This is a genomic window from Pseudovibrio sp. POLY-S9 (assembly GCF_001431305.1).
Lineage (GTDB): Bacteria > Pseudomonadota > Alphaproteobacteria > Rhizobiales > Stappiaceae > Pseudovibrio.
Map to the genome: position 1 here is coordinate 264442 of NZ_LCWX01000237.1, position 18179 is coordinate 282620.

At 53.1% G+C, this 18179-nt stretch carries 14 protein-coding genes and 1 pseudogene; 5 read left to right on the forward strand and 10 right to left on the reverse strand.

Going from position 1 to position 18179, the window contains the following annotated elements:
- The 10 genes and pseudogenes from PPL9_RS25200 to PPL9_RS25245 all read right to left on the reverse strand — a co-directional run.
- Positions 1-884, reverse strand: an 884-nt coding sequence (locus tag PPL9_RS25200; protein ID WP_208989626.1) for an endonuclease/exonuclease/phosphatase family protein, incomplete at its 3' end; no start/stop codon positions are given.
- A 158-nt stretch (positions 885-1042) separates the two neighbouring features.
- Positions 1043-2413 (reverse strand): L-serine ammonia-lyase, encoded by a 1371-nt coding sequence (locus PPL9_RS25205; RefSeq protein WP_057465272.1) that lies wholly within the window; start codon positions 2411-2413, stop codon positions 1043-1045.
- 70 nt (positions 2414-2483) lie between these two features.
- Positions 2484-3761 (reverse strand): aromatic amino acid transport family protein, encoded by a 1278-nt coding sequence (locus PPL9_RS25210; protein WP_057465273.1) that lies wholly within the window; start codon positions 3759-3761, stop codon positions 2484-2486.
- Between the two features lie 580 nt (positions 3762-4341).
- Positions 4342-5904, reverse strand: a pseudogene (locus PPL9_RS25215) (indolepyruvate oxidoreductase subunit beta family protein).
- Between the two features lie 2 nt (positions 5905-5906).
- The gene (locus PPL9_RS25220) at positions 5907-8057 is read right to left on the reverse strand and encodes an indolepyruvate ferredoxin oxidoreductase subunit alpha (RefSeq protein ID WP_057465274.1); all 2151 of its coding nucleotides are present in this window, start codon (positions 8055-8057) and stop codon (positions 5907-5909) included.
- Between the two features lie 62 nt (positions 8058-8119).
- Positions 8120-8641: a MarR family winged helix-turn-helix transcriptional regulator gene (locus PPL9_RS25225; protein ID WP_082597107.1), complete on the reverse strand. Its 522-nt coding sequence runs from the start codon at positions 8639-8641 to the stop codon at positions 8120-8122.
- A 119-nt stretch (positions 8642-8760) separates the two neighbouring features.
- Positions 8761-9234, reverse strand: a complete 474-nt coding sequence (locus tag PPL9_RS25230) for a MarR family transcriptional regulator (RefSeq protein ID WP_057465275.1) — start codon at positions 9232-9234, stop codon at positions 8761-8763.
- 30 nt (positions 9235-9264) lie between these two features.
- Entirely contained in the window at positions 9265-10551 is a 1287-nt protein-coding gene (locus PPL9_RS25235) for a TRAP transporter large permease (protein ID WP_057465276.1), read from the reverse strand.
- Positions 10551-11060: a TRAP transporter small permease gene (locus PPL9_RS25240; RefSeq protein WP_057465277.1), complete on the reverse strand. Its 510-nt coding sequence runs from the start codon at positions 11058-11060 to the stop codon at positions 10551-10553. The genes PPL9_RS25235 and PPL9_RS25240 overlap by 1 nt, the downstream gene beginning before the upstream one ends.
- Positions 11057-12085: a TRAP transporter substrate-binding protein gene (locus PPL9_RS25245; RefSeq protein WP_057465278.1), complete on the reverse strand. Its 1029-nt coding sequence runs from the start codon at positions 12083-12085 to the stop codon at positions 11057-11059. The genes PPL9_RS25240 and PPL9_RS25245 overlap by 4 nt, the downstream gene beginning before the upstream one ends.
- Positions 12086-12284: 199 nt before the next feature.
- On the opposite strand from PPL9_RS25245, the gene PPL9_RS25250 reads away from it, so the two are divergent.
- The 5 genes from PPL9_RS25250 (at position 12285) to PPL9_RS25270 (ending at position 17958) form a co-directional block, all read left to right on the forward strand.
- The gene (locus PPL9_RS25250) at positions 12285-13244 is read left to right on the forward strand and encodes a PDR/VanB family oxidoreductase (protein WP_057465279.1); all 960 of its coding nucleotides are present in this window, start codon (positions 12285-12287) and stop codon (positions 13242-13244) included.
- 83 nt (positions 13245-13327) lie between these two features.
- The gene (locus tag PPL9_RS25255) at positions 13328-14683 is read left to right on the forward strand and encodes an aromatic ring-hydroxylating dioxygenase subunit alpha (protein WP_057465280.1); all 1356 of its coding nucleotides are present in this window, start codon (positions 13328-13330) and stop codon (positions 14681-14683) included.
- A complete protein-coding gene (locus tag PPL9_RS25260) occupies positions 14664-15146 on the forward strand; it encodes an aromatic-ring-hydroxylating dioxygenase subunit beta (protein WP_057465281.1) in 483 nt (160 codons plus the stop codon). The genes PPL9_RS25255 and PPL9_RS25260 overlap by 20 nt, the downstream gene beginning before the upstream one ends.
- A 17-nt stretch (positions 15147-15163) precedes the next feature.
- On the forward strand, positions 15164-16783 hold the full coding sequence (locus PPL9_RS25265; RefSeq protein ID WP_057465282.1) for an AMP-binding protein: 1620 nt from the start codon (positions 15164-15166) through the stop codon (positions 16781-16783).
- The gene (locus tag PPL9_RS25270) at positions 16780-17958 is read left to right on the forward strand and encodes a thiolase family protein (protein ID WP_057465283.1); all 1179 of its coding nucleotides are present in this window, start codon (positions 16780-16782) and stop codon (positions 17956-17958) included. Before PPL9_RS25265 ends, PPL9_RS25270 begins: the two co-directional genes overlap by 4 nt.
- Positions 17959-18179: the final 221 nt, after the last annotated feature.

Genomic DNA, 18179 nt, shown 5'->3' on the forward strand with positions numbered 1-18179 from the left:
AGGATCATATCCAGGAAGGACCAGCTCTGATCCTTGTAGTAAAATGCGCTGCCCGGGGCTGCGCAGCCGACAATCTCAGGCGGATAACTCCAGTTCCCTTCTCTCGCCAGGGCCTGAAACTCACCATTTTGAATGTCTGTGCAATTGAAATTGAAATCACCAGCAGCAACCACATTTGCGTCATCAGGAAGCTTTGCGCGTTCCTTGTTCAGCACTTCCATCGCATCTTTCCGGCATTGATAGGCCGCGCCAGATGGAAAATGAACACCGAAGACATGCATTGTTTCGCCGTCTGGCATCTCAAACTGAGCTTTCACAATATCCCGCGTTGGCTGGCAATCGTGGGGATTGTCGCCATCTTCGCCAAACACCTTAATTGTCTCCGGCTCTCCCTTAAGCGGCAAACGCGAGATGATGCCAACATCGATACCCCGATTGTGCTCATTGTTGGAGGTGTCCAGCTGAATGACAGAGGTATAGTCCAGACCGGCCAGTGCTTTGTTGACCAGATCATCAAGCACCTTTTTGTTTTCTGTTTCAGGTAAAACCAGAATGTCCGGTGTTTCCGGGAAGGAACGAATGACAGCGCCCAGTGTCATCAATTTTTGCTTGTAGCTTTCCTCGCCCCAGTTCAACTCAATGCATTGTTTGTAATAGTGGGAACCTTTATCATTATAGCTCTCACAAGCGTCTTCATGATCCTTACCACGGGCTTCTTTTGCTTCTTTGGAAAGGTAGGTATCATCTCGTGGATTGTTCTCATCATCAATGGTGTCGAAGAGATTTTGCACGTTGTAACTGACGATCGTGACAGGCTTGTCTTGAGCGAGGACTGTCGGCATGGCCAATCCGATGATCGTTGCACCCAGTAGCAAGGATTTCATGGGTTTCTCCCTTTTTTCTTTTGGGAGTACCAAACATGGGTTAGTGGCCCGTTCCGAGTGTTCTTGCAGTTTTAAGTGTTTCCGCAAAATGGCTGAGCAAAACAAAAAAAAGCTGACCTAAAGGCCAGCTTTCCTATCTTAAACACATTGGTTGCTGCTTACTCTGCTGCGACCGGCACCACTTTAAGCGCAAGACCACCCTGTGAGGTTTCTCTGTATTTTGCCAGCATGTCCTTGCCGGTTTCGTACATGGTCGCGATGACTTTATCGAGAGAAACACATGGATCTGAGTTTCGGCGCATAGCCATACGTGTTGCGTTGATCGCTTTTACAGAGGCTATTGCATTGCGCTCGATGCAAGGCACCTGAACCTGTCCGAGAACAGGGTCACATGTGAGGCCCAGATTGTGCTCCATACCGATTTCAGCTGCAATGCAGACCTGAGCCGGGCTCGCACCCAGCAGCTCTGCAAGGCCTGCTGCTGCCATGGAGCACGCAACACCAACCTCACCCTGACAGCCAACTTCTGCACCGGAGATGGATGCATTGGTCTTATACAGCGCTCCAATGGCACCTGAGGCGAGGAAGAACTTTGTGTAGTGCTCAGGCTCAAGACGTTCGATAAACTTGTCATAGTACGCGAGAACCGCAGGAATGATGCCTGCAGCACCATTGGTTGGTGCTGTTACAACTCGGCCACCTGCTGCATTTTCTTCTGATATGGCCAGCGCGAACATGTTGACCCAGTCAACCGTCGCCATAGGATCGTTGCTGCTGCGCTCTGTTGCCGTCAGCTGACGGCGTAGTGCTGCTGCACGGCGTGGGACTTTGAGCGGGCCTGCCAGCAGACCTTCCGTGTTGCTGCCACGCTCTATGCCATCGCGCATCACATTCCAGACACGACCAAAGCTCTCACGCAGTTCTGTTTCACTGCGGAATGCTTTTTCGTTCTCCAGAACAAGCGCGGAAATGCTCATACCATTTTGGCGGCAATGCTCCAGCAATTCTGAAGCGTATTTGTATGGATACGGCACTGAAACTTCGTTTTCTGAAGCCTTACCAAAATTCTCTTCATCCACGATGAACCCACCGCCGATGGAATAGTAGGTTTTGGAGAAGATCTTTTCTCCACCTGCAAAGGCATGGATGGACATGCCGTTTTCGTGCAACTCAAGTGCTGGACGGTTGAATGTGATCGCATCACTCGGGAAGTCAACCACGTGGCAATGCATGCCAACCGGGAGGCGACCAGTTTGTTCTACGCGCTGAATGAACTCTGGAATGCTGTCAATATCAACGGTTTCCGGAGAGTTGCCACCAAGCCCCATAATAATTGCTGTGTCTGTGTGGTGGCCTTTGCCTGTCAGAGACAGAGAGCCGTATATGTCAACTGCAATACGCGTCACATCACGCAGTTTATCCTGAGCACGCAGGCTATCAATGAACTGCTTTGCCGCTTTCATAGGCCCGACTGTATGGGAGCTGGATGGACCTACACCGATTTTGAAGATGTCAAAAACGCTGAACATAACGTGAACCTCAGTGGGAGAGAAAAACCGGTGTCCGAAGACACCGGTTCATTTTTGTTAGTTGGCCTTCTTAGAAGAGGCCTTTTACGATCGCAGAGATTGCGACAATGCCCATGATGGTGATGAAGATGTTGGACAGCGCACCGTCGTACTTCTTCATGCTTGGGACTTTTTTGATTGCGTACATTGGCATCAGGAACAGGATTGCTGCGATGAACGGAGCACCCAGGCCTTCAATCATACCAAGAACGGATGGGTTGATGATTGCAACACCCCAGACGGAGAAGAAGAAGAATGCAACAAGCAGTGTGTTGAATTTCTTTTCGCCCAAGCCTTCAACAGCTTTTGGAGCAGCTTTCTTAGCAATGCCTGCAAGACCTTCTTTTGCGCCAAGGTAGTGACCGAAGAAGGAAGAGAAGATTGCAAGGAACGCAACCAGTGGCCCCATGAAAGAGATCAGTGGGCTGTCAAACACGTTTGCAAGGTAAGACAGGACTGGCAGGTTCTGCTGTTTTGCTTCCATCAGCTGTTCAGGTGTCAGTGCGAGAACGCAGCTGAATACGAAGAACATAACGAAACCGAGGAGCATCACAGATGCGCGCTTCAAGATGATGTCGGACTTTGCAACTGCGTTATCGCCATGTGCTTCGCGCTGAGCCAGAGCCATGGAGGAGACGGCTGGGCTGTGGTTGAAGGAGAAGATAAGCATTGGAATGGTGAGGTACACCACTGTCAGCAAAGTGCCGGTTTCCGGGATCATGTCGAAGCTCATGGCTTCAAATGACCAGGATGGGATCAGGTATACAGACATACCAAACAGGATGATCACCAGTGGGTACACCAGAAGCTCAGTTGCGACGAGCATCAGGCGGCGACCAAGGATCATTACGCCCATCATCATTGCAACGAGAATACCAGAGAGGAGCCAGCGAGGAACCGCAGGCATTGCCAGCTGGTTGACGATGAAGCTGTCAATGGTGTTGGTAATCGCGTTACCGTAGATCAACACGATTGGGTAAATCGCGAAGAAATAGAAGAAGGTAATCAGCAAGCCTGCTGCTTTACCAAAGTGTTCTTCAACCACGTCGGTGATGTCTGCGTCTTTGTTCTTGGAGGAAAGAACAAAGCGAGCCAGTGCGCGGTGAGAGAAGTAGGTCATTGGACCTACGAGAGCTGCGATCAGGATCAGCGGCCAGAAGCCTTCAAGACCTGCACGGATTGGAAGAAACAGAACACCGGCACCGACGGCGGTACCGAACATGGACAAAGACCAGGTAAGATCTTCTTTTGTATATTTAACCGTTTCTTTCGGGGCGACTTCGACTTCGGTCGCATTGATGCTTGACATTTCTTTTATTTCCCCATGTGCCACTCATGTGCCCTAGGAGAATTTCCCAATCTCTCTAGGACGGGGACCTGATATACTTATGTTAAAATTTTAAGACCATACGTTTTAATACACATCCTGCGCGCCATAATAACGCAGCGATACTGAATACGACTTCAGTTTAATAGCGCGAGACCCCAGTGCGCGTGCAACAATCTGCCGCGGCGCTGTAAATAATTATATTAAATAGGATTTTTCACTGAATTCCTATTAATCAGCTTCGGCTCTTCGTCAGACCTGCAGTTCACGCAATATACGCGCATTCTAATATATGCAGTCAACACACTGTTTCCCAAGCGTATATCACTGACCTAGAGGTACTTTGGCGTCATTTGAGTAATTCGCATAAGTAAAATTGCATTCAGGTGTATGCCTGAATCCAATGCGTTCACCCGTCCTCAAATGATGACAATATGCCCCTTGCACGCGCATTTTGTGCGCCCGGAAAAACACCGTATTTTCGCTAAGGCACACAAATGCATACATTAATTATAATCGGAGGAAAAATTTCATATGCGACATTCTTTCCCCCTGTTTTCAATCAGAGGGTTTGAATTGTCTTCAATGCACCTTCCAAGGCTTCGCCTTTTTCATCCAAAAGCGCGGCTTCTCTGAGACGCCTGAGCCAATCTGCGGCGTCTTTTCTGTCTTTCAGGAGTGTGAGAGAGGAAAGAACCCGGTCAAATTTGGAGTGCCCGCGTTTATGTGTGTCCGAATATCCTTTGATGAGCCGGCGGCAAGTGAGGATCTCAACAGCAAGATCATAGTCCGAATGCACGGTCTTTATCGCAAGATCCCGCCAGTTTTGGAGATGTTCTGTCTCAATTTCATGGCGCAGAAAACTGCGACGCCAGGGTTTCAGGCTGCTGATGAGCCAGAGGCTGAGGAAGCCTCGAACGGAGTGCGTTCTTATGCGTCGCCCTTTGTTCACCCTTCTATCCAGCCAGTTGAACACTTTAGGACGGGCTTCGACCCATTTACCAAGCTGAACTGGCAGAGTTCCGCAGATTTCTTCCATACGTGGGTGGAGATATTCGGTCAGTTCCAGCTGATTTTCTGCGCCTAACCCGATTTCCCTTTCAACGCGTTGCAAGCGTGTTTTTTGCGTTTTTATGTCGGCAACACGGATCGTGTCGTCATAACACATAGCATTTGCGATATACTTGGCCGCGACTCTGGTGAATTCCCAGTTGCCATTTTCGGTATCACTTGCCAGTACGATTTCGAGGTGATTGAGATACTCCTCACCGTATTCCAGATCCTGAAACTCAACGGTCTTGCGCAGCCCTGCCAGCGCCATCTCGTGAACCTGTTTTGGAAGCGCTTCAATACGGGATAAAAGCAGTTGCCAGGCTGCGCGTTTCTTCTCAGGCCCGCGGACTGTGAGTGCCTTCTCAGACTTGGGTTGTTCTGGTCGTCTGGTACCAGCGCTTCCAGCAGCAGCTGATGACTGGGCGTGCTCGAAGCTCGCATTGAAAGAGGCCAGACTTGCTTTGACGCCTTTGCCGCCCTTGCGGATGGTGTCTTCATAGGTGCTTTTGAGAAATGGCAATGCGCCGGAACCGGCAAGTGCGCCGAACAGGCTGGAGGAGATGACGCTGCTATTGTCTGCGGCGACCTCTTCCATATTGAAGGCAACCAGTTTTTGGGAGGCATTTCCGAGACGAGAGAGGACGACATCACTGTCCTGCTCCCCTTTGCCCGGCACGATCTTTTCCGAGACCGCCAAAATGCGGTGAGATGAGGCGATCAGCGTTGTCTTATCAGCTGTCACGAAACCACGGATAACGGCGCGGCCTGCTTCCATGAGTTCGGCGCAAATGACGATGTCGACATCGCCTTGCGCTGGGCTGAGAGAGAAGACAGGGGCTTTGCCAGTATCAGGTGCCATTTCGACGTAATAGATTGTTGCGCCCGTGCGCTGGGCGACACCTGCGACAGAGGTGGACTGGGCTTTATAGCCGTTGGCTTCAGCTAAGTTGACGATCCAGTCTGTGAGGACACCGCCGCCCTACCCGCCAACAGCGAAAATGGCAATTTTCGTGATGGTGCGGGTTTCATCCTCGCCTGATCCCAAAGCCTGCCATTGAGTGTCGATATCCATACTTATGCCTCCTCAATGATCAGAGATCGGCGCTCTCGCCAGTTTTGCAGCGCGGAAATGATGCGACCGCGTATCTTACTGAAGAAGCGTTCGGATTTACCTGGGTTGTGAATGGTGTCGGCCTGATAGAAGGATGGGCAGAGGATGGCGGCGTCTGCAACCTCCCCGCAATTGCCGCAGCCGACGCAGTTCTGGTCGATATGCGCGACGGGATCATCGCGCAGCGGGTCGTCCAGATCTTTGACTGTCAAAGAGGGACAACCGGACAAGCGCATACAGGCGTGGTCCCCTGTACAGACATCTTCATCAACCCCAAAGCGGGTTTTGACGACGCGCTTTTGCTCTTTCACGGCCTGATTGATAATCGGCTTTTCGCGGCGCTGTTTGTTGAGCATGCATTCTGAGGACGCAATGATGACCTTTGGTCCTTTGACATCAGTGGTCAGCGCTTCCTTCAGGATTGATTGCATCTGGGTGACGTCATAGGTGCGGTCAAGCTGACGGACCCATTTGACGCCAACGCCTTTCACCGCTTCGGTGATCGGGTGTTTGGTGGACTTGCTTTTGTTGTTTGCCCTTGAGGACAGGATGTCCTGCCCGCCTGTGGCCGCTGAATAGTAGTTGTCGACAATGACGATCACGCCGTCATTTTGATTGAAGACCGCGTTGCCGATAGAGGTGGTCAGGCCATTGTGCCAGAAGCCGCCGTCTCCCATAAACGAGATGGACCTGCGATCCGTTTCCGTTGTGTTGAATGCCGAGGCAGAGGCCGGGCCTAATCCATACCCCATGGTGGTGGAGCCAATGCCAAAGGGTGGCATGATGGAGAACAGGTGGCAGCCGATGTCGGAAGCTATGTGATGCGGGCCAAGTTCATCTTCCACCAGTTTGGTGGCAGCGAAGATTGGGCGTTCGGGACACCCCACGCAGAACCCGGGCGGACGCATGGGAACGACCTCTTGCAGCTCTTTGATATCTGGCAGAGCTCCAGGTGTGTTTGGTGCGCGCCCTTTGCCGGGCAACGCATCGCAATGGGTTGCAAGGAAGGTCTGGATGCTGTCCAGCATCACCTGTCCGGTATATTCACCAGCTTCCGGGAATGGCCCCTTTCCTTCCAGTTTGGTGGTGAGGCCTTCCTTTTGCAGCATGGCACCGACGGCTTGCTCCAGATAATCAGGATAGCCTTCTTCCACCACCAGCACCGCCTCTTTGGTGCGGCAGAACTCGGTGATTTCAGCTGGAACAAGCGGATAGGTTACATTCATGACGTAGAGCGGGATTTGTGTCTCGCCGTTGATGTCAGCAAGCCCCAAACGCTGCAATGCGCGGATGACGCCGTTATACATACCGCCTTGCAGGATAATCCCGACATTGCGGCCTTGAGGTCCAAACAGCTCGTTCAATTTATGCGTTTGAATATAATCCAGCGCGGCAGGTAAGCGCTTTGTCACCTTCTCCTGTTCATGGAGGAAGGAGGCTGGTGGCAAGACAATGCGATTCAGGTCACGCTTCGGGTTCTCCAGCGCGTCTGCCACACTCATGGATGGGCGCTGGTTGTCTTTGGTGGTGAACTCGCCGTGCACATGACAGCTGCGGATGCGCACCTGAAGCATAACCGGTGTGTTTGAGGCTTCTGACAGCTCAAAGCCATCACCAACAGCTTTGACGATGGATGGCAGATTGGGACGCGGATCGAGCAGCCAGATCTGGCTTTTCATTGCAAAGGCGTGGCTGCGCTCCTGCATGATGGAAGAGCCTTCGCCGTAGTCTTCTCCGACAATAACAAGGGAACCACCGGTGACACCACCGGACGACAGGTTTGCCAATGCGTCAGAGGCAACATTGGTGCCGACTGTTGACTTGAAGGTGACTGCGCCGCGAATGGGATAGTGAACGGACGCGGCCAGCATGGCGGCGGCGGCAGCCTCGCTGGCGCTGGCTTCAAAGTGCACGCCCAGCTCGCCAAGAATATCCTGCGCATCAGCCAGAACATCCATGAGGTGACTGATTGGCGAGCCCTGATAGCCGCCAACATAGCCTACGCCATTTTCCAGCAGTGCTTTGGTGATGGCCAGAATGCCTTCACCGCGGAACACTTCGCCCTCACCTGCGCGAAGTTTTTCGACCTCTTTGACAAAAGATCTTTCTGCCATACTCTCTCCCCAGAAAGCATGACAGATCCAGTTGGTGCGAGCTCAATGAAGAAAAACGCGCCCTAGAAGTCGTGCTTTCGTATGTTTGCCAGCACCTTGCGCAGTGTCACCAAAAAGGCGTCATGCTCGGCTTGCGAGACGCCAGTGAACATTGTGCTGTATTCATCGCGCATATGCGGCCACATTTCAGCAAAGGCAGACCGTCCAGCCTCAGTCAGAAAAATATGGCGCACGCGGTTGTCCTGCTCGCTCGCTTTACGGTGGATCAGGCCTTCCTTTTCCATCGCATCCAGCGTGCGGCTCAAAGTCGATTGTTCGATCACCGAATAAACCGAGAGTTCGTTGATCATCAGCCCGTCCACGACTGACAACACAGCGAGTGCTCTCATTTTGGCGACCGACAACCCTGATCTGCTCAATTTTTCGCGCAGACTCTCGTTGTATCTGCCCATGATCCGGTTCATCAGATAGGGCGCAAAATGGCCCAGCCCGACTTCTCCCAGAGTTCTCGGCGTGGATACTGGTTTTGAGTGTTGTCCGTCCTGTTCAGTTTCGGGAGCTTGATCACCGAGAATCTCGTTCATGTGGTGCACTCTTTCTTTTTTGAACAAGCCCCACCTCTCTCGTAGAGCTTGAAAATGATTATATGCATTTACATATTTATATCAACTGCAATCCTGTAGATTATAGCGCAAATATGTGATCATTCATTGTTTTCGAGAGTCTCGATCATGCGAGAGAGAAAGCCTTTCACCTGCGCGATATCATTCATGCCAAGTTGACGGATCAACCGCTCTTCATGAGCGCTGGCCTGCGTGACGAGCTGACCGGCGAGTTCCCTGCCCTTCTCACTCAAAAAGATGCGGACACGGCGGCGGTCTGCCTCATCAGAGCGGCGTGTCACCAGCCCTCTTTCTGTCATCTGATCGATGGTTTTGGTGAGGTGAGATTGCTCCATCAAAGCGAAGCGGGCCAACTGAGTGACCATCTGGCCGTCATTGTCTCGAAGACACGCCAGTACGCGCCATTCCGGGACACGTACGCCTGCGCCCCGGATTTCTTCGTGAAACTGCCCGCTTGCCAGATGGCTTGCCGATGCCAGCAGATACAAAAGGTACCCGTCTACAAAGCCGGATTCCTTTTCATGCGTGTCGATTTCATTCAGGTCTGCGTCCACCGGCCAGCCTCTTCTTTTGTTTTTGCCGCGCTACATTGAGTACGGAATGATAAGTGCGAGTCCCGGAACTGCAATTAGCAGGATCAAGCGCACAACATCCATAGCAACAAATGGAACTACACCGACAAATATCTTTTCGACCGGTACCTCAGGCGCAACTGAGCGCATAACAAACACGTTCATGCCGATTGGAGGCGTGATGAAGCTCATTTCCGTGACGATAATGACGAAGATACCGAACCAGATTGGGTCAAACCCAAGACCTGTGACGATTGGAAAGAGAATCGGCACTGTGAGCGTGACCATGGACAGGCTTTCCAGCAAACACCCCAACACCAGATAAATCAGCACGATCATGGTGATGATGGCATAGGGCCCGACACCAAGGGCATTTACCCATGTGCGCAGGTCCGTCGTCAGACCGGAAATGTTCACATAGTTCAGGAAATAGAGAGCCCCGAACAGAATGAAGAACACTACAGCTGTGGTTTTGGCTGTCTCGAATAAGGTGTTGAGCGTCTCCCGATAAGTCAGCTTGCCCCGCATTGCAGTCAGAACCAGCGCTCCGCCAGCTCCGATGCCAGCGGCTTCCGTGGCCGTGAAGACCCCGAGATAGATGCCGCCCAACACGCAAACGAACAAAAGCAATGCCCATGACACACCGCGCAGAGCGATGATCCGCTCTATCAGTGGCAGCTTGCTCTGAACTTCCAGCTCCTCCTTAAACATGAAGAGCGACAAGCGCACGGCGAGCATATAGCCGATGACGCCGACGAGGCCCGGCAGAATGCCAGCCAGGAACAGCGCGCCGATGTTTTGCTGTGTGAGAATGCCGTAGATGACAAGAATGACGGAGGGCGGGATCAAAATACCCAGCGTTCCACCTGCTGCGATGGAAGATGTTGCCAAGCGGTCCGAATACCCAAACCGGCGCATGGCTGGCAGAGAGACGCGTGCCATGGTTGCGGTGGTCGCCAGAGATGATCCGCAAACCGAGGAAAAGCCGCCACAGGCAACGATGGTTGCCATGGCCAGACCACCTTTGCGGTGTCTTAGCCATGCGTTTGCCGCCGTATACATGTCACTGGCGATGCCAGACTGGACGATGAGATTGCCCATGAGCAGGAACAGGGGCACAACCGACAGGGTGTAGCTTCGACCGCTGTCAAAATAGACCTGTCCGACAAGGTGAAAAGCAGGAGGCAATCCAATGATGGACGCAACTCCAAAAAAACCAACGGCAGCCATTGCAAAAGCAATCGGCACGCCTACAAAAATCAATGCCATCAGGATGGCAAGACCCAGATACCATTCCATCAGGAACCGCCCCCAACACCTCTAGGAATTCTCAGAACTGCAAGCACGAATGTGATGAATGCGCAAAACGCACAAATGACACCGGCTGCTTTTGCAAATGGAGCAAGAGGGATGCGTAAATACACCGTCACTTCCTGATAACTCGCAAGCTGCGTTCCGTGTTGCCAGAGCTCCCAGGCCACAACGGACAGGACCAGAGCTACAAACATGCGTGAAAAGAACATTTGCAGGGCGGCTACTCCGCCTTTGAACTTGGAGGTGAACAGGTCTACCGTGATGTGCCCATCATCCAGGCACACTGCAGGAAGGCCTGTAAAAATCACCGCCATGAGCAGCAGTTCCGTATATTCCGGCGCTCCGGGCAATGGGCTTGAAAACAGGTAACGGCCAATCACATCAATGACCGTTACTGCGACCAGCGCCAGAAGCAGTATTCCGCAGAGCACAGAGGCGCCCGAACGAAGCTTTCGTCGGGCGCGCGCTGCTAGATCAACCAGATTCCCACTCATTTTTCAGAGGCAACTGCTGCAACTTCTTTTTGGAGCATGTCCATGGCAACTTCAAAGTCGATGCCTTTTTCGCCGTAGGATTTGGCAACACCGTCAAACATTGGACGAGTGGCTTCTTCCAGCTGAGCACGCTCTTCTGCGGTGGCATCGTGAATGGTCACTTTGCCTTCCATCTGCTCCAGACCCCATGCATCCGCAGCATTCCATGCGGCGCCCGCAAGACGGGAGAAGGCTTCACCAGAGATGGCCTCAATGGCTTTCTGATCCGCTTCTGACAGGCTGGAGAACTTGGCGTTGTTGGCGATGAAGAAGAAGGAGACGTTGTACAGACCACCTTCTACGCGCAGGCCGTTGCTAAGCAGGCCATCCAGCTTGAAGAACGGGATGGATTCAGTCGGGAACACGATGCCGTCAGCAATGCCGCCGGACAGGATCTCATAGGACTGTGGTGCAGGTGCCTGGATGGCCACCATGTCCATAGCCTGAACCAGCTGGTTGGTAATGCTGCCAGCAACGCGGATCTTTGCGCCTTTCAGCTCGCTCAAAGGTGAGACGGCACGGTCGGTTGTGTAAAGCAGGCCGGGACCGTGGGTGAAGACGCCCAGAACTTTTGAACCGCGGTGCTCATTGGCTTTTGCCAGCGTGCTTTCATAGAGACGCCAGTAGGCGACGGACAAGCTGGTGGCGTCAGTTGCAAGGAAAGGCAGTTCCGCAATCTGTGTGAGTTTAAAGCGGCCCGGTGTGTAACCGTGCACGCCGTATGTGAGATCAGCAATGCCGTTTGCGGCGAGGTCAAAGTGCGCTGGTGGCGGGCCGAGCGGTGCGTCGAGGATTTGCACAGAGACGCGACCCTCTGTGACTTCCTTCACTTTGGCCGCCCAAGGCACCATCATGCCTTTTACGATCGGGTGTGCCGGCGGCAGCCAGCTGGACATGCGCAATACGGTTTCCTGCGCCATGGCAGATGCGCTGACAGAGAGCGCGGTAATAGTTGCAGCTGCAAATATCTTGAGTTTCTTATTCATGTTCTCCCTCCCCAGAGAATACAGGATGAATGAGAAAAATGTGCACACATACCGTGGGTTAATCAAGCACAAATATGAAATGGAAACTATTTCCAGTTCATGCATTGACATTGTTTTATATGATATCGCATATTATATTCCTCATTTATGCGAGAGGAGACTCTCCTTGTTTTGGCTCTGAGGGAGGACGCCAAAAAGCATGAAAACACTTATTATTGAGGGGGTTCGGACGGCCGCCCCAAAAATCAAACAGTTTGTTCTCAAAGCCGAAGATAATGTGCAGCTTCCGCAATTTGAAGCTGGTGCACATATCGCAGTTCAACTTAAGGATGGCTCTTCTCGTCAATATTCTCTGATCGATTTTGGTGAAAACTTACCCTACGAGAATCAGCGATACATGCTCGGTATACTTTTGGAGCAAGACGGAAGTGGCGGTTCGGCTTACATGCATTCTTTGCAGGTGGGCGATGCTGTTCAGGTTGACGTGCCAAAGAACGATTTTCCGCTGATTGAAGACGACAGACCGGTTGTTCTGATTGCAGGCGGCATTGGCGTGACACCGATCATCAGCATGGCTGCTGCGTTGAAACGCGCGGGCAAAGCCTATGCCCTGCACTACTCTGGCCGCACGCTGGAGGGGATGGCATTCAGGGATGAGCTTGCGGACCTCTGCGGTGATGCTTTGAACATCCATAGTGATGACAATCCTGAGCGCTGTTTGGATCTAGGCGCTCTCATTCCTACGCTCGATACTCGCAGCCATATCTATGTATGTGGTCCGAAGGGGATGATTGAAGCCGTGCGCGAGACGGCGCTGACTGCTGGCTTTGGCAAAGAGCAGATCCACTTTGAACTGTTTGCAAGCCCTGGGTCTTCAGGCGATGATGTTAGTGACGGGTTTGAGGTGGAGGTGAAATCCTCTGGCGAGGTGTTTTGGGTGCCACAGGATAAATCCATCGTGGATGTGCTGGAAGACGGCGGCGTAGACCTTGTTTACGATTGCCAGCGCGGGGACTGCGGGATTTGTCAGGTGGATGTGCTTGAGGGTGAGCCTGACCACCGGGACGTGGTGCTGAGTGATGATGAGAAAGCGGCTGGTGACGTGATGCATATTTGCGTATCGCGCGCCAAGTCCAAACGACTGGTGCTGGATTTGTAAAAGATAATTTCGCGTATTTTCCGGAGGGACGCATTTTAAAGCTCCGGTCAGTATGCGCTCTAAGCTTTTTGGGAGGGGAGCTTATGACCATGAAATACAAAGATAACCCGCAGGCGGTGGCCGACCTTGTGCGCCCCGCTGAGGTTCATCGTGATCTTTACATCGACGATGAAGTGTTTGCCCTGGAGATGAAGCATCTGTTTGCCTCCACATGGGTTTATGTGGGGCATGAAAGTCAGGTGCCCAATGCTGGCGATTATTTCGCGACCGATGTTGCTGCTCAGCCTATTTTGCTGGCACGGCATACGGATGGCGAGGTGTATGTGCTGCACAATCGCTGCCCGCATAAAGGCACCAAGATCGTTATTGATCGCTCTGGCAACACAGGCAAATTTTTCCGCTGCCCTTACCATGCCTGGTCGTTCCGCACCAATGGCAAGCTGCTCGCGATCCCGCTGAAGAAGGGGTACAAAGACACTGGTTTTGAGCAGAGCGAGGCTGGGCAAAGCGGTCTGCCGCCTGTGGGTGCGGTGAAGAACTATCGCGGCTTTATCTTTGTGCGCATGAACCAAGAGGGCATCAGCTTTGAGGAGTTCTTCGGCGGCTCCCTCTCCTCTCTCGACAACATGGTGGACCGCTCTCCGGTTGGTAAGCTAGAGGTGGCTGGCCCACCGCTGCGCTACATGCACAATTGTAACTGGAAGATGCTGGTTGATAACCAGACGGACACCTGTCACCCGATGGTTGCTCATGAAAGTTCCGCTGGCACCGCGGTTGAGATCTGGGAGAGCATAGAAAAGGACGAGAACACCAAAACGCCTATGGCGATGGAGGTGATTGCGCCGTTCATGTCGCCCTATGAGTTCTTTGAGGATATGGGCATTCGTACGTGGCCAAATGGCCATGGCCATACAGGTGTGCATCATTCCATTCACTCCGATTACTCCGCTATTCCCGGTTATCTGGAGATGATGGTGGAGGCTTATGGTGAGGAACGGGCCAAGGCCATTTTGGGCGAGAACCGGCATAACACGGTCTATTTTCCGAACATCATGATCAAGGGCCCTATCCAACAGCTGCGTGTGTTCATTCCGCTGGCTGCTAATAAGACGCTGGTTGAGAGCTATATCTTCCGCCTTGTTGATGCGCCGGACATGCTGCTGGAACGCACGGCTATGTACAACCGCCTGATCAACGCACCGACCTCCATTGTTGGGCACGATGATCTGGAGATGTATGAGCGCGCGCAGGAAGGCTTGCAGTCTCAGGAGCTTGAGTGGGTGAATGTGCAGCGTCTTTATGATGCTGACGAAAACCTGGATGAGGAAGCCGTTGAGAACGGGACGACGGAACGCCAGATGCGCAATCAGTTCCATGCCTGGAAGAAATTTGTTGTTGCAAGCATGGAGGCCGAAGCTCGTGACCTTACCGACGCGTGATGATCTGATCGACTTTGTCTACCATGAAGCCCGGGTGATTGATGAAGGCCGCTTTGATGAGTGGCTGGAGCTTTGGGGCTCTGACAGCTACTACTGGATGCCGCTGGATTATCAGCAGGACAACCCGAAAAACATGACCTCGCTTATGTATGAGGACGCATTTTTGCGGAAGCTTCGTGTTGAGCGCCTCAATGGCCTGCGCACTTTTTCGCAAAAACCCAAGAGCCGCTGCTCTCATGTTTTGAACCGTCCTAGCATCGAGGCTTTTGATCCGAAGGCGGGCCAATTTATCACCCGCACTGCTGTTCATTATGTGGAGACGCGGCTCGATGACCAATTCTTGCTGGCAGCCACCGTGCACCATCATTTTGAGATGATGGAGGACGAGTTGAAAATTAAGCTGAAGCGGGTTGATCTGCTCAACTGTGATGCTGCCTTTGGCAACATCCAGCTGTTCATTTGAGAAAACAGGTTGTTTGAATGATTGAGCATAAATCTGTTTTCGATGCGTTTTGTGCTACTGCCGAAAAGTGGCCAGACCGTCCGTTTGTGAATGTGTTGCCTGAGACTGCCGAGCTTTACGGCATTGAGGCTAGAGAGACCTGCTACGCAGAAGCATTGGTTCAGGCGCAGAGTGCGGTGGCGCGGTATCGGCAAGCTGGCCTTCAAGCTGGAGACCGAGTTCTGGTTCTGCTTGAAAACCGCCCTGCCTTCTTTCTGCACTGGCTGGCCCTCAACGCTCTTGGCGTGGTTATCGTGCCAATCAATCCTGACTTACAAAGCTCAGAGCTTGAATACATCGGCAGACATGCAGAGCCTGTTCTGGTTATTTCAACGTATGAGCGCAAAGCAGATATGGAACAGGCAGCGCGTGACAGTGGGCTAGGTTTTGCCTGTGCCACACTGGATGATGCCCTGCCCGTTGTGCGTGCGCCTTCAGATGAGATCTATTCGCCTGCGCAAGAAGACCCTGCGGCGATGCTCTACACCTCTGGCACCACCGGGAGCCCGAAAGGCTGTGTGCTGGCTAACCGCTACTTTCTGGAAGCGGGGCATTGGTACGCCAATGCAGGTGGCACGTGTGCGCTGAAGGGCGATGGCGAGCGGATGATTACGCCCCTGCCCATCTTCCATATGAATGCGATGGCATATTCTGCCATGGCGATGATTGCTGTTGGCGGGTGCCTGACAGTTCTGGATCGCTTCCACCCGCGTTCCTGGTGGCAGAATGTGCGGGATAGTGGCGCGACTTGCCTGCATTATCTGGGTGTGATGCCTTCTATTTTGATGAGCCTCCCAAAAGCGCCGGAAGACAAAGCCCATGCTGTTCGCTTTGGTTTTGGGGCGGGTATTGATGCCAAGCTGCATGTTCCGTTTGAGGAGCGCTTTGGTATTCCTCTGGTGGAAGCGTGGGCCATGACGGAAACAGGCGCTGGATCTGTGATTGCGGCCAATCAGGAGCCTCGTAAGCGAGGCATGAACTGCCTTGGTAAGCCCGGACCTGAGATGGATGTGTGCATCATGGGTGATGACGGTGTGCCTGTTACAGGAACCGACCCCGGTGAGTTGCTGGTGCGGCGCAAGGGCGATGATCCGCGTGTCGGGTTCTTTTCGCATTACTTCAAGGATGAAGCTGCGACCAATGAGGCATGGAAAGCCAACTGGTTTCATACGGGCGATATTGTTCGGCGGGATGAGGATGGAGATTTCTTCTTCGTGGACCGCAAGAAGAACGTGATCCGGCGTAGTGGCGAGAACATTGCCGCGGTGGATGTGGAGTCCGTCTTGATGCAACATCCGGACATTGAGGCGGTTGCTGTTTGTCCAGTGCCAGATGCCATTCGCGGGGATGAGGTGTTTGCCTCTATCGTCTGGCGCGGCGAACAAACGAAGGATGCTGCAGAAGCGATTGTGCGCTGGGGGTTGGAGCGCATGGCCTATTACAAGGTGCCCGGCTACATCGCATTTTGCAGCTCATTGAAGCTGACTGGCACGCAGAAGATCCAGCGGGCAGCCCAAAAGCAGATGGCACTTGAACTGCTTGAAACATCGGAGGCGTTCGACACCATCCATTTGAAGCGGAGGCAGTTGGTTTCATGATCAAGCCACGCAAACGCATGGGGTATGACGGGGTTGTCGTGGCAGCCCCTGCCAGCACGCCCTATGAACGTTATTCAACAGAGACCGCGCATTGGTGGATTGCCAAAGCGCTGCGAAAGTCGATCAAATCTGCCGGTCTTACACCGCGCGACATTGACGGGTTTTCTGTCGCCAGCTTCTCGCTGTTTCCAGACACAGCTGTTGGCCTGACCCAGCATCTGGGATTGGTTCCGCGTTGGCTGGATCATATTCCGCAGGGCGGTGCCAGCGGCCCAAGCGCGCTACGCCGGGCTGCGCGGGCGGTGCAATGCGGAGATGCCTCTGTGGTGGCTTGCGTTGCGGGGGATACCAACCACGTGGACAGTTTCCGGCGCATGCTCTCCAGCTTCTCCCGGTTTGCGCAGGATGCTTCCTACCCATATGGCGCTGGCGGGCCGAATGCCTGTTTTGCGCTGCTGACTGACTATTACATGCGCGAGTTTGGCGTGGGCCGTGAAGATTTTGGCCGGATCTGCGTTTCTCAGCGGGACAATGCTTTGCGCAATGAGAACGCGGTCATGAAGAAGCCACTGACCATGGAGGCTTATCTGGCTGGGCGTGAGATCAGCGATCCGATTACCCTGTTTGACTGCGTGATGCCTGTTGCTGGTGCTGAGGCTTTTTTGGTGATGCGCGAAGAAGATGCGGTCGCCTCTGGGATTCCGCATGCGCATATCAGCGCGACCATTGAGCGGCACAATGCTTTTGCAGAAGACCCAATCCAGATGCGTGGTGGCTGGGAGATGGATATTGATGAGCTTTACGGCATGGCGGGGCATGGGCCAGAGAGCGTGGATCTGTTGCAGACCTATGATGATTATCCGGTCATCGTGATGATGCAGCTGGAAGATCTGGGATTTTGCGCGAAAGGTGAAGCGGCTCGGTTTATTGCAGATAAGGACCTAACGGTTTCCGGTGACTTTCCGCACAACACCTCCGGCGGGCAGCTTTCAGCTGGTCAGGCTGGGGCTGCTGGCGGGTTCATTGGGCTTGTTGAGGCCATCCGGCAGGTGACGGACACGGCTGGGGCAACGCAGGTGGCGGATGCCAAGCGGGCTTTGGTTTCCGGCTTTGGGGTGATCAACTACGACCGCGGCGTGTGCACCAGTGCGGCGATTTTGGAAGGGGTGAACTGATGGTCACACCGCTTCAAAAACCAACCAAAAAGAACCCGCAGATACGCACCCGTGTGCCCACATTGCCTTCTCATTATCGTAGCCGTTCTGCCCTGTTCATGGCCGCAGCTGCCGCTGAGGGGCGGTTTATGCTGCAGGTCTGTGCTGAGCCAGATTGTTGGTCTGTTCAATACCCTGCACGGGATGCTTGCAGTTGTTGTCTGTCTGATCGGCTCCTTTTG